The following is a 12523-nucleotide window of genomic DNA, read 5'->3' on the forward strand; positions in this document are numbered from 1 at the left end:
CAAATTACCTGATTTTATTTAATCTTTCACTTTGACTCATGATATCCGTAACACGCACTCCAAAATTTTCATCAATCACCACTACCTCACCTTTTGCTATCAAGCGGCTGTTTACCAGGATATCCACTGGCTCGCCTGCTAATTTATCCAATTCGATGATAGATCCGGATGACAGCTCCAAAATATCCTTGACTGAGCGCTTCGTTCTCCCAAGCTCTACAGTTACTTGCAAAGGGATATCCATCAGCATACTGAGATTTTTCGATTCAGACTCTTGAAGCTGATAAGGCTGAAAACTAGTGAAACTGGCAGGCTGAACATTTACCGGCTGCCCTGTTGGTACGGATGAAACCCCAAAATGCTGCGGCACATTCGGTATTTGGTTTGTAGGTTGGGGTTGGTAACCCCCTTGTCCATAAAATTCATTAGCCGATTGAGTAGACCGGGAGTTCTGGACTGCCGCCGGCTCCTGAGATGGAATGTTTGTTACTGGATCACTTAGTGCCTTTTGCGTTTGCATATCGGTAGGTTCGCTATCGCTTGTTCCCTTTAATAATTCAGAAACTAACCCTTTAGCAAATTCTACTGGCAACAATTGCATAATACTGGAATCAATTAAGTTACCGACACGAAGACGGAACGAGATTTTCGCAAATAAATCCTCGTCCGGTATCGCATTTTCACCTTGTCCTTTTATAAAGTTAAGTAAATCTATGCTAGGAGGAGAAATATCCACCTTTTTACTAAAAATGGTCGACATCGATGTCGCAGCAGAACCCATCATCTGGTTCATGGCTTCCTTGACCGCACTCAATTGAATTTCTCCCAGCATGTCAGAAGGATTCTCCCCATCACCGCCAAGCATCAAATCTGCAATGATAGCAGCATCGCTCTGCTTGATGACAAGCATATTAATACCTGAGAAACCTTCTGTATATTGCACTTGAATCGCTACATATGGATGCGGAAATTCTTCCGCGATCTGTCCCCTTTCAATTAAGGTAACCGTCGGGGTGGTGATATCCACTTTCTGATTCAACAAAGTGGATAGGGCAGTGGCCGAACTTCCGAAGGAGATATTACCAATTTCACCAAGGGCGTCGAGTTCCATCATTGATAAATAATCGTCAATCGAAAGAGAGTTCACCTCACCTTCTATATCACTTGTACCTTTTAAAAGGGCATCTATCTCGTCTTGTGAAAGCATTTCATCACTTACCATCTTCGTCTCCCCCTTTCAAGATTTCAAGAATCTGGATGGCGTGTTTTTTACCCACTTTTCCTGGCTGCCCACTGTATTTGGGGACCCCTCCAATTTTAATCGTCAAAGGTTCATCTATTGCCTTATTTAAATCAATGACATCACCAACATCAAGCAGCAATAAATCCTGGATGGTGATATCCGTAGAACCAAGTTCGGATATTATGGGAAGGTCTGCGTTTCGGATACGCTTTTCCAAAATCATGATTTCCTCTGGGATTTTTTCCTTTTGGGAATTTTCCATCCAATAATGAGCAGATAACTTTGGTATGATTGGTTCTAATACGACGTGCGGAATGCAAATATTAATCATTCCACTCGTTTCGCCGATTTGTGTATTCAAGGAAATGACAACAACAGTATCATTTGGCGAAACCAGCTGAAGAAATTGTGGATTCACCTCGAACTCTGTCATCTCCGGTTCGATTTCAACAATCGTACTCCAAGCCTCCTGTAAATTTTCAAAAGCCTTCTCGAATAAATTCGACATGATTTTCGTTTCTATTTCCGTTAAACTATCTACCTTATTCACGCTTATGCCTCGCCCACCCAAAACTCGATCCATCATGGAATAGGCGATATTCGGGTCGACCTCAAGAATGATACGTCCATCCAAGGGTGGCACCTCAAACACATTCAGGATGGTCATTTTCGGGATTGATCGAATAAACTCTTCGTATGGAATTTGATCTGCCGAAGCAACGGATATTTGAACATATGTCCTAAGTTGAGCCGAAAAGTATGTGGTCAGCAACCTTGCAAAGTTCTCGTGTATCCTGGTCAAACTCCGGATTTGATCCTTTGAAAACCGAAGGGCTCTTTTAAAGTCGTAAACCTTCACTCTTTTTTCTACTTCTACTTTCTTTAAATCATCTGCATCCATTTCACCTGTGGAAATGGCCGATAACAAGGCATCGATTTCATTTTGCGATAATATTTCCCCGGACATTAACACTCACCTCCAAAGCTTCCCCTTCTTATTTAATGTCGCAAGGATGTCCTTATTGAAGAATAGAGGAGGTTATATAAACCTTTTCAACTTTTCCTTCTTCCATTAATTCGTTCATTCTAGTCTTTAGCGCTTCCTGAAGCTTTTCCTTACCTTTTTTACCGGTCAACTCTTCCGCTTTCATTTCGGAAAGTTCGGTAATGATGATATTTTTCACTTGAAAACTTCTTTTTTCCAACTCCTCTTTTGCCTTTTTATTTTCTGTTTGGACCATAAATGAGATTTTAATATAATCATTGCCGGCAAGATTCGTTGTAATTTCGGGAATTTCAACTGATGATTCGACTATTTCGTCAATGCTGGGTTTTTCTTCGGCAGATGTGGGGTCAGATAACTTTGTCACAACCACGACCGCTATGACACCAACAAGCGTAATGACCACGAGTATAATCAACATAATGGTCCATAGATTTTTTTTCATGATCTTTCCTCCACATCATTACGAAAACCGAGAATATTCACGGTACGATAAAATTGTATAATGGCTTCAACCATTTCCTCTTCCTTCTCAAGCACAACGATTTTCTTACCATTTGTAAAAGTAATGGTCGTATCTGGCAATGACTCGACTGTATTTATGTACAATGCATTGATATGAAAGCATTTTCCATTGAGCCTTGTGACTTTGATAATGATATTTAGGAGCCAAAGCAATAAGCCCCTGGCTCCTCCCTCCCTTAACCTATCGTTTTAAGTTGACCAATTCTTGTAAAATTTCATCCGATGTCGTGATAATCCGGGAATTCGACTGGAAACCACGTTGCGCAACGATCATTTCAGTAAACTCTTCGGATAAATCCACATTGGACATTTCCAAAGAACCTGATGCAATCACCCCGCGGCCCTCACCTGCAATATTGATGTTTGCAGTACCTGAATTGATCGATTCCTGAAAAGTATTACCACCGGTTTTCGTCAAGCCTGATGAATTGGAAAACTTGGAAACGGCCAGTTGGCCTAATGTTGTGATCAGACCGTTGGAATATACGCCATTTATTTCCCCTGATGAACCAATATTAAAGCTCTCCAGTTTCCCTTCTTTATTACCATTCGGATTGACAAGAGCAGTCGTAGAACCTTTAACTTGAGTAATGTTCGAGAAATCAAAATCCAATTTAACCTTTTGAACGCTTTCGTCAACTGCTGTATTCGAGTCATCCTCTTTGCCGGTTGAAATGTTAATGGTTTGACCAGCCAGGGTTTTATCAGCTGCCACTAACTGACCATTAGCATCGAAGTTCAACGAAGTGAACGATTTTGGTTTAGTAGCTGAAGTATCCCCCAAAGTAGCAGGTTCTTCATCAAAAAGCTCCCATTTATCATCACCGGTCTTTTGGAAATAGATAGTTGCCGTTTGTTCTTTACCCTTCTCATCCACGACTTTCATTTGCTGGCTAAATACGGTACCATCAATTGCGTCAGCAGCTAGATTTTCACTTACTGATATTTTAGTAGAGGTTACAGCAGGTAAAATCGCATTGACGTTAACAGCAACGTCACCGATTGTTTTTGATCGTTTTCCGTTTTCATCAACCTTAAAAGCCTGTACCTTCAAACCATTCGAGTTGACAAGCGTACCATTATCATCCAGATAAAAGTTTCCTGCACGTGTATACGAAAGTGCATCGCCTTGTTTGACGATGAAATAGCCATCCCCTGATATACCTAAGTCAAGATCGCGGCCAGTGGTTTGCAAGCTTGACTGTGTATGTATGGTATCGATTGTAGCAATCGTTGAACCCAACCCAATTTGTTTAGAATTGGTTCCACCTTTATTGGCTGTTGCTGCACTTGCACCAGATACCGTTTGGTTCATCGCATCGCTGAATGTCACGCGGCTTTTTTTGAAACCGTAAGTGTTGACATTGGCGACGTTATTACCGATAACATCCAATTTTGTTTGTAGGTTTTTTAATCCGCTTATTCCTGAATACATTGAACGAAGCATGTAAAAGCTCCCCTTTCATATAGCGACTGCTTCTGTCATTCCACAGTCCAGGCTTCCTATTCTAGGTCAAGCCCATTAATCCAAAATTATAGTTCCATTGATGTTCGTGAAAATTTGAGATGATGCTTCATCCCTGTCCATGACTGTGATGACTTTGTTATTTTTTCGTACTTACTATGAGTGCCGCATTATCTGTAATTATAAGAGATTCGGTCACGCCCATCTTTTTGGCCTCATTAGCTTTATCGGCTATTTTCCCCCTCGGTTTGCGGTGCTATTTCTATATTTCTTTCATACATCCGCATTTGAGCATGTTTACTAATGGTCAACTTTTCATAAGTGGAAACAGCTGCTTGAAAATGCTGTTGAAAACCTTGTGGACGATCTACCTTTGCCGCAAAGGTACTTTTGTTTGTGACATCATCTGAGCGGAATTTGCTTGAAAACCAAGTTCATTCATATTCCCGCTCCTTAAACTTCAGCGATTTTTATCAATTGCTCTGATGATAGCTTGGTGTTGTTTTCATCATCCACTTCAATTTGCAGCTTGCCATTATTTAGGGATACCGAGATTACGACAGCAGACGACTCTCCATTTTTTTCATCCATCCAGGAAACACGCTTGCCTATTAATTCACTTGCCGCCGTCAAGCTATTCGTCGTGGAACTTGATTGTTTCATCGCTGAAATATTTGCGGGTTCAAGCTTTGTGCCATCTTCCAGAAGGAAATGAACACCATCACCTTTATATTGGATCGACTTAACGATGCCTGTCCCTTCTTCTATCGCAAGGTCATCATCACCTTCATCCAATTTGTGCCAAGTGACTTCCTTACCGACAAAAGAGTTATAGTTCATTAAACTATTTTGTTGATTGATCCCAATTATTTCTTCCATTTGGGCTCCCATATTCATCATTTGTTCCAGAGAAGAAAAAGTGGCCATTTGGGCGATGAATTCCGTATTGTCCATCGGACTTGACGGATCTTGGTTTTGAAGCTGGGTAAGCAGCAATTTCAAGAAATCATCTTTTCTCAATGCATCCCCGGTTTTTCTGTTTTCAGTTTGGGATTTTGATAATAATAGTGACTTATCGATGGTCGTCATTTTTCCACCTACACTTCCAGATTTAACAGAGCATCGGCAAGGGATCCCGTAAACTCGCTTTCCGTCTCATCATTGCTTTCTTCCTTACTCTCTTGTTGCTCATTATGTTCATCCGCGTCTTTCTGGCTGAATTTCTCGGAGTTAAAAGCATTGAAGGACTGTGATATTTCAATTTTTTCTATCTGAATGTTTTGGCCGCTAATTGCTTGTTTTAAGCCATGAATCTGTTTTTCAAGTATATCTTTTGCCTGAGCAGTAGTAGCCATAATCTTGGCTGACAGCATACCATCCTTTTGAATCAACTCGATTCTAAGGGCGCCCAAATGTTCGGGATTCAATCTGATCAACAGTTTATTTACTCCGTTAGTTCCGCTAAAGTTCGCTTTACTCAAAATATTTTCAAATTGTTTGATAAACTCTTCTTGACTTACAGTTTGCTCACCTTTGGAAGCTGTCAAGACAAATTGCTCCAACTTTGTCATGAGAAAAGGCATAGAACCTTGATGGTTACCGCTATCCCCATTCTGCAATGTCACACCGCTTCGGATTGTCCCTTCTTTACTTACCTTGTCACTCCCGGATAATTGTGAGAATGCGCTTTTCAATGTTTCCATTGTTTTATTTTGCCCTTTTACCACAATGTCGGAATGTTCAAATTCTGACTTTTGTTTTGACTGATTGGACAGCATTTTCTCCAGTTTACCCGTCATACCTTCAAGCAGGTTTTTCAATTGTTTCTGGATAGCTGCTTCATCTTGTGTCATAGCCTTATTCTCCGAGAGAAGATATTGAATTTTCACCAATTTCAAAAGATTCACCACACCAGATAAAGGGAGCCCATGCGATTCTTCATCACTCAAGACTGTAACTTTTTTTAGGATTGAATAAAGTTCCATGACATTGGCTGATAACAAACTTTGTGGATTCAGGCTCAAGTCATCCTGTTCTTGTTCTAAATCCATTTCCTCGATGCTCGCAAAGAAATCCGTAAGGGCACCCTCATCATTTCCGGTTACTTTTTTTAATACCAGTAAAAGAAGGTTGCTAAATTCTTCTTGGTTGTTTACTGAACGACTTTCAACAATACTCTCTTCACCTGAATCACTTAACCCTTCAAGTTTCAAAAAAACAAGCAAATCCTTTAAAACGGACAATCGTTCTTCAGTGATGCCACCTAATTCCGATGGAAGGGATGGTTCCACCTCTACGACAGACTGAAGGACTGAACCAAACCCGGTATAAGTTTGCTGATTTTGCTTAAATGGTATCTTTTGACCTAATGATGCCAAGGTAAGTAAAGAATTGATGGCTGAATTCATATATTATTCACCTCCGTACTCTTTTCTCTTAAGAACTTTGTTCCGTTAGTTTCTTCGTTAACCTTGCAGCATCAGCGGTTGTCATTTGCTCCAATACCTTAGCTAAAGTGGCTGCCTTCATACTTGAGAGAATCTCCACTGCGTCTTCATCATTCATTTCTGTAATGATGGGTGCAGACTTCTTGGGAGCCATGGTTTCATAAGTGCGGATTATATCTTTGAATGCCTGTTTACTACCATTCTGACTATCCTTAAGAAGATTCATTTCTGTTTGAAGCTGCTGTTTTTCAGCTTCTGCCTTTTCAATGGCCTTGTCACGTGTATCAATGATGCCCTCAAGCTTGTCTATCTCTTTTTCCTTGTTTTCAATCTCGGTTTCTAATTTTTCGAGCTTCATCAAAACTTTCTCATCATTCTTGGATGGATTACCTTTCTCTTCACCATTTTGATTCGATTCAATGAATGGTATTTTCCCTGACATTTCCTTTGCCTTTTCCACAACATCGACCCCTGCAACTGTAAAAACGATCAACGCTACAGTTACCGCAAAGACTAAAGGAATGAAGATGACAAGAAACCATTGAAACTTACTTATTTTGCTTTCTTCCAATTCTTCCAATCCAGTAGATTCATTACTTTTTTTACGCATTTTATCACCTAAAGCCTTTGCTTAAGAATTGCCGGATTGATATTTCATCCATTTGTTTATTCTCAGCTTCCTTAATGACATCCAGAAATTTATAAAAATCATTTTCTTTCATTTTCTCGTACTTTTTAACCTCAATATTCCTTGCCATCAATATATCCCGTTGAACATTCATCTTGTATCGCGCTTCAATGACTTCCTGTTGACAATGGCTTAAGAGTTTCTCCAAGTTGTCCATAAATAACTGATGGTGACGAATTTCCTGAACGGATAATCCATTTCGCAGCTTTTCCTGTTGAAACTCGAGCAAATCTTCTTTTTTCCTTAAAAGCTTATATAACTTTTCTGCCACTTCTTCAAATTTTTTTAAAGCAGTATTATATTTAGCTAGTGCATCGGTTTTTTCTTTTTCTTTGATGGTCAGGATCTTCTCGAATTTGTATTGATAAATCATAACTAATCACCTTTCTCCATCAATTCGACAAGGGCGTTAATACTATTATCTTTGGGAGCTTTTTCATGGGTGCCTTGCTTTAAAAATGAAATGATTTCCGGATAGCGGGTAATGGAGTTATCAATTTGTTTGGAAGACCCTTTCTTATAAGCTCCTATATTAATCAAATCTTCCGATTCCATATAGGTTGATAAACTTGCCCTTAATTTTTCTGCGGAGTTTTTATGCTTGTCCCCAACAATATTATTCATGACACGACTTATGCTCTTTAATACATTGAGGGCTGGAAACTGACCTTTATTGGCTAAGTTACGGTCTAGTATGAAGTGACCATCCAAAATCCCCCTGACAGCATCAGCAATCGGCTCATTCATATCATCACCGTCGACTAGAACCGTATAAAACGCTGTAATGGTACCTAGCTGATTTGTTCCCGTTCTCTCGAGTAATCTTGGAAGGATGGCAAAAACGGATGGCGTATAACCTTTGGTCGTCGGCGGTTCTCCGATAGCAAGTCCGATTTCCCTCTGGGCCATCGCAACCCTCGTGACTGAATCCATCATCAGCATCACGTTCAATCCCTTATCACGAAAATGTTCGGCGATGGCCGTTGCCGTTAAAGCACCTTTTATCCTCATCAACGCTGGTTGATCAGATGTTGCCACTACAACGATTGATCGTGCCAGCCCTTCAGGTCCAAGATCTTTCTCAATGAATTCACGAACTTCCCGGCCACGTTCTCCAACAAGACCGATTACGTTTAAGTCAGCCGTCGTATTTCTTGCTACCATTCCAAGTAACGTACTTTTCCCTACACCGCTCCCTGCAAAGATACCAACACGTTGACCTTTTCCAACTGTTAATAAACTATCAATCACTCGCACCCCTACATCTATCGGTTCATCAATGGGAGGTCGTTTCATCGGATTTGGCGGATTTTGAACCACAGGAACTGTAGCTAGACCTTTTGGAAGCCGTGAATCATCAATCGGATGTCCCAATGGATCGACTACCTTCCCAATAAGTCCACTTCCCACCTTTATCTCAAGGCTCCGTCCGCTTCCTTCCACGATACAACCCGGTGCAATATCGCTAACTGCTGTAAATGGCATTAAAATAACCATTTCATCACGGAAACCGACAACTTCAGCTAATATTCTGTTTTTCTTTTTTTGTATACCCGTATAGATATAACAAACATCGCCTACAGAGCTTTCAGGGCCTTGAGATTCTATCATTAACCCTACGACATGTTTGACCCGTCCATAATGTTTGAATGGATCAACTTCATCGACTAAGGGTAATAGGTCTCTAGTTTTCATCTTTACTCCCCTTCCAGCAATTCAGTTAGTTTCACTTTTATTTCCTGCAACTGACTGTCGACACTTGCATCCATTCTTCCTTTTTCGGATTCGATAATACAGCTATTTTCTTCAAGTTCATCATCCGGAAAGATATATAACTCGGTATCCTTTGGAAAGATTGCCATCAACTCTTCCTTATGAGAGAGAATCGATAGATATTGGACCAGGTGGATATGCAATTGCACTTCACGGTAATCCCTCACCTCTTTGATGGCTCTCTTGACTATGGATAGAAAAGACACTTCATCGTTTTCAAGCTGGTGCCCGATAATTTTCTCCGCCACCTTCACGGCAAGATTCAAAATAACGGTTTCAGATGATTCGATATGCTGCCGATAATCTTTTTTAGAGGACTCTACCACTTCTTTTGCGAAAGCTATTTCCCCTGCAATCTCGTTATAACCCTTTTGGATCCCATCTTCGACTCCTTGCCGATACCCTTCTTTTTGAGCTTGTTCGATAAACATCACTTTTTCTTGATTTTCCCAATGTTCTCGTTCTAACTGGATTTCTGCAGCTATCGTTTGGGCTTTTTGTTTAGCATCCAGTAATAACATTTCGGCTTCCTGCTTAGCATCATTCAGAAATTCATCAGATTGAAAATGTTGAACGTTTCTCCGTTCATCTGCATCATCATTTTGAAGAAAGTAAAAAGGTCGAACTTTTATCGCTATCTTTTTGCTTTTCTCCTGATGGGCCTGCTGGGATTTGATAATCCTAGACAATGATATCATCCCCTCCACCGCGGGCAATCACAATATCTCCATTTTCTTCCAGATGACGAATGACAGCAACTATTCTGGATTGTGCTTCTTCTACATCACGCAAACGTACAGGCCCCATATATTCCATTTCTTCCTGGAACGTTTCGACCATGCGTTTTGACATGTTTCGGAAAACGATTTCCTTCACTTCATCACTTGCCACTTTAAGAGAAAGTTTAAGGTCTTCATTATCAGAATCCCTTACTACACGCTGAATCGCCCTGCCATCAAGGGTCACGATATCTTCAAAAACAAACATTCGTTTCTTGATTTCCTCAGCAAGCTCTGGATCTTGAATTTCGAGTGCATCCAAGATCGTTCTTTCCGTGGAACGGTCAACACCATTCAACACATCCACAACCGCTTCTACTCCACCAGTCTGTGTATAATCTTGGGTCACGGTCGCAGAAAGTTTCCTCTCGAGTATTTGCTCGACTTCATTGATGATTTCCGGCGACGTGCTGTCCATTAAAGCGATCCTTCTTGCAATATCGGCCTGCACCTCTTGGGGAAGTTCTGACAATATTTGTCCAGCCTGTGTGGGATCAAGATAGGACAAAATTAATGCAATAGTCTGCGGATGCTCGTTCTGGATGAAATTCAAGATCTGTCCAGAATCTGCCTTTCGGGCAAAGTCGAATGGACGAACTTGTAAGGAAGATGTTAAACGGTTAATGATGGCGGCTGCCTGATCAGTACCTAATGCCTTTTCAAGTACCTGCTTCGCGTATCCTATCCCGCCCTGTGAGATGTAATCCTGTGCTAAAGCAATATTATGGAATTCTTCCAGAATTTCTTCTTTATCATGGGAGTCCACTTTCCTCACTCCCGAAATTACAAGAGTCAATCTCTCAATTTCCTCTTCAGAGAGATGCTTATATACAGATGCAGAAACATCCGGGCCTAAGGAAATAAGGAGGATGGCAGCTTTCTGTTTGCCAGTCAATCCAGTCTTTTTTTTTCTTTCTGTCACTTTCCCTACCTCCTAGTCTTCTGCTATCCAGCTTCTTAATAATTTTGCAAATTCATCTGGCTTTTCTTTTGCAAGTTTCTCAAGCTGTTTTCGTTTTAAAGATGCTTCCGTTTCCTTCTCCTTGTTTAAATCCGGAACATCAAATACAACTTCTTCCTCTTCAACCACGTACTCCTCTTCCATTTCAGCTTGCTTTCGGGAACGGAAGAATAAGATTAAGAGAATGATAATGACTAGTAAAAGCACTCCACCGACGATGTATGCCCATATTGGTAACGATGGACTCGTTTCAGCTTTTGGCAAATTCATTTTTCCGTTAAAAGGTTGAACGGAAATCGCAATTTTATTATTAAGCTCCTCGTCCGTCAGTTCTTCCCCTTCATCTTTTTTCTCGATTGTCGTGCGTATTATCGTACCAAGGATTCGGGAAATATCATCTACACTCTGTTGAGATAAAGAATTTGGATCGTCAGCAGTGGGCGGTTCAACCATGACCTGAATGCCTAAATCCTTAACTTTATATGGGCTTCCGACTATTTCCTTCTTGATTCGATTCACTTCACTATTTATCTTTTCATCCACTTTTTCATAATCACCGGATCCGGTTGTGCCTTCAACATAACTGGATCCCAATGAATCAGAGGAATCCTCACTTTGCGGAACGCCTCCTGCACCTGCTGCGTCCCCACTATACGATTCATTGATCCTTTGCGCAGAAATCTCAATTCCAGCCATATTTTCTTCATCGACCGGTTCAACTAAATTCTCTTCCCGGTTTTCTTGAGTGAAATCAACGTCTGTCGTGACAGAAACAACCACTTTGTCTCTCCCCATTATCGTTCCAAGCATATTTTGTACCTGTCTTTGAATATCACGTTCTATTTCTTTTTTAATTTCGTTTTGGGTAGCAAAAGCCGACGCAAAAGAAGAATTTTTATTTTCAAGATCGAAGTACTCAAAGTCTTGGTTCATAATGACGATATTATCTGTAGGAAGATTAGGGACACTTTTTGAGACCAGATGATAAAGGGAATTGATTTGACTTTCTTCAAATTTATAACCGGGTTTTGTATTCAATACAATGGATGCTGACGCTTCCCCAGCTGAATCACTGACGAAAACTCCTTTATCAGGAAGAGTGATCATTACACTGGCATCTTCTACTCCATCAATTTTTTTTATTAAACTGGCCAATTCCGTTTGCATCGAGTCCAGTTTAATGACATTGAATTCATTTTCAGTCATCCCGATACCAGCACTTTGACTAAAAAAAGAATAGTCGATACTGCCGGATTCCGGAATTCCTTCAGCTGCCAGTTCCACTTTCAGTGAATCCAGGCTTTCTTCAGGAACCATTATGGTCGTACCATTTTCAGATACTTCGTTCTTAATCCCTTGACTGTCTAAATTTTCTTTGATACTCCCCGTCTCCGATGGAGTTAAATTGGAATATAAGGGCACCAGCGTCGTACGAGTGGTTAAAATTGAAACAGCCGTAATGATGATGATAATCAATGCTGCTGAACCAATCATCATGATTTTTTGTTTTTTACTGCGGCTCGTCCAGTAAGTAGTTAATTTGTTCTTAACATTCACTAATACTTCATTCATTTAAATCCCCCGGTCAGTCTATGAATTTATGAGTGGGGGATTCATTTTCCCCCTGGTCATTTTTCTC

14 protein-coding genes are annotated in these 12523 nt (G+C 40.5%); all 14 read right to left on the reverse strand.

What is annotated here, in order from left to right; genetic code table 11:
- Positions 1-4: 4 nt before the first annotated feature.
- The 14 genes from fliY to fliF all read right to left on the reverse strand — a co-directional run bounded on the left by fliY (position 5) and on the right by fliF (position 12456).
- Complete coding sequence (gene fliY / locus QUF86_RS24060) at positions 5-1222, reverse strand: flagellar motor switch phosphatase FliY (protein WP_289335922.1); 1218 nt, start codon at positions 1220-1222, stop codon at positions 5-7.
- The gene (fliM, locus tag QUF86_RS24065; protein ID WP_289317152.1) at positions 1212-2210 is read right to left on the reverse strand and encodes a flagellar motor switch protein FliM; all 999 of its coding nucleotides are present in this window, start codon (positions 2208-2210) and stop codon (positions 1212-1214) included. The genes fliY and fliM overlap by 11 nt, the downstream gene beginning before the upstream one ends.
- Positions 2211-2262: 52 nt before the next feature.
- Positions 2263-2691: a flagellar basal body-associated protein FliL gene (fliL, locus tag QUF86_RS24070; RefSeq protein WP_289335924.1), complete on the reverse strand. Its 429-nt coding sequence runs from the start codon at positions 2689-2691 to the stop codon at positions 2263-2265.
- Positions 2688-2903, reverse strand: a complete 216-nt coding sequence (locus QUF86_RS24075; RefSeq protein ID WP_289318435.1) for a flagellar FlbD family protein — start codon at positions 2901-2903, stop codon at positions 2688-2690. The genes fliL and QUF86_RS24075 overlap by 4 nt, the downstream gene beginning before the upstream one ends.
- A gap of 49 nt (positions 2904-2952) precedes the next feature.
- On the reverse strand, positions 2953-4218 hold the full coding sequence (locus QUF86_RS24080) for a flagellar hook protein FlgE (RefSeq protein ID WP_289335925.1): 1266 nt from the start codon (positions 4216-4218) through the stop codon (positions 2953-2955).
- Between the two features lie 75 nt (positions 4219-4293).
- A complete protein-coding gene (locus QUF86_RS28765) occupies positions 4294-4359 on the reverse strand; it encodes a hypothetical protein (RefSeq protein ID WP_353957708.1) in 66 nt (21 codons plus the stop codon).
- A gap of 330 nt (positions 4360-4689) precedes the next feature.
- The gene (gene flgD, locus QUF86_RS24085) at positions 4690-5325 is read right to left on the reverse strand and encodes a flagellar hook assembly protein FlgD (protein WP_289335927.1); all 636 of its coding nucleotides are present in this window, start codon (positions 5323-5325) and stop codon (positions 4690-4692) included.
- Between the two features lie 8 nt (positions 5326-5333).
- On the reverse strand, positions 5334-6644 hold the full coding sequence (locus QUF86_RS24090) for a flagellar hook-length control protein FliK (RefSeq protein ID WP_289335928.1): 1311 nt from the start codon (positions 6642-6644) through the stop codon (positions 5334-5336).
- Positions 6645-6672: 28 nt separating this feature from the next.
- Complete coding sequence (locus QUF86_RS24095; RefSeq protein WP_289335929.1) at positions 6673-7293, reverse strand: MotE family protein; 621 nt, start codon at positions 7291-7293, stop codon at positions 6673-6675.
- A gap of 4 nt (positions 7294-7297) precedes the next feature.
- Positions 7298-7744 carry a flagellar export protein FliJ gene (gene fliJ, locus QUF86_RS24100; protein WP_289335931.1) on the reverse strand — a complete coding sequence of 149 codons (447 nt, stop codon included), beginning with the start codon at positions 7742-7744 and terminating at the stop codon, positions 7298-7300.
- A 2-nt stretch (positions 7745-7746) separates the two neighbouring features.
- Complete coding sequence (gene fliI / locus QUF86_RS24105; RefSeq protein WP_289335932.1) at positions 7747-9066, reverse strand: flagellar protein export ATPase FliI; 1320 nt, start codon at positions 9064-9066, stop codon at positions 7747-7749.
- 2 nt (positions 9067-9068) lie between these two features.
- Complete coding sequence (gene fliH / locus QUF86_RS24110) at positions 9069-9833, reverse strand: flagellar assembly protein FliH (RefSeq protein ID WP_289335933.1); 765 nt, start codon at positions 9831-9833, stop codon at positions 9069-9071.
- Positions 9826-10845: a flagellar motor switch protein FliG gene (gene fliG, locus QUF86_RS24115; protein ID WP_289335934.1), complete on the reverse strand. Its 1020-nt coding sequence runs from the start codon at positions 10843-10845 to the stop codon at positions 9826-9828. The genes fliH and fliG overlap by 8 nt, the downstream gene beginning before the upstream one ends.
- A 12-nt stretch (positions 10846-10857) precedes the next feature.
- On the reverse strand, positions 10858-12456 hold the full coding sequence (gene fliF / locus QUF86_RS24120) for a flagellar basal-body MS-ring/collar protein FliF (RefSeq protein ID WP_289335935.1): 1599 nt from the start codon (positions 12454-12456) through the stop codon (positions 10858-10860).
- Positions 12457-12523: the final 67 nt, after the last annotated feature.

Source organism: Peribacillus sp. NJ11 (assembly GCF_030348405.1).
Classification (GTDB): domain Bacteria; phylum Bacillota; class Bacilli; order Bacillales; family DSM-1321; genus Peribacillus.

Bases quoted from the DNA above. Each gene is read 5' to 3' on its own strand.
- flgD (WP_289335927.1), bottom strand. From the start codon at position 5,325: ATGACGACCATCGATAAGTCACTATTATTATCAAAATCCCAAACTGAA.
- fliF (WP_289335935.1), bottom strand. From the start codon at position 12,456: ATGAATGAAGTATTAGTGAATGTTAAGAACAAATTAACTACTTACTGG.
- fliI (WP_289335932.1), bottom strand. From the start codon at position 9,066: ATGAAAACTAGAGACCTATTACCCTTAGTCGATGAAGTTGATCCATTC.
- fliY (WP_289335922.1), bottom strand. From the start codon at position 1,222: ATGGTAAGTGATGAAATGCTTTCACAAGACGAGATAGATGCCCTTTTA.
- QUF86_RS24090 (WP_289335928.1), bottom strand. From the start codon at position 6,644: ATGAATTCAGCCATCAATTCTTTACTTACCTTGGCATCATTAGGTCAA.
- fliJ (WP_289335931.1), bottom strand. From the start codon at position 7,744: ATGATTTATCAATACAAATTCGAGAAGATCCTGACCATCAAAGAAAAA.
- fliM (WP_289317152.1), bottom strand. From the start codon at position 2,210: ATGTCCGGGGAAATATTATCGCAAAATGAAATCGATGCCTTGTTATCG.
- QUF86_RS24095 (WP_289335929.1), bottom strand. From the start codon at position 7,293: ATGCGTAAAAAAAGTAATGAATCTACTGGATTGGAAGAATTGGAAGAA.
- QUF86_RS24080 (WP_289335925.1), bottom strand. From the start codon at position 4,218: ATGCTTCGTTCAATGTATTCAGGAATAAGCGGATTAAAAAACCTACAA.
- fliL (WP_289335924.1), bottom strand. From the start codon at position 2,691: ATGAAAAAAAATCTATGGACCATTATGTTGATTATACTCGTGGTCATT.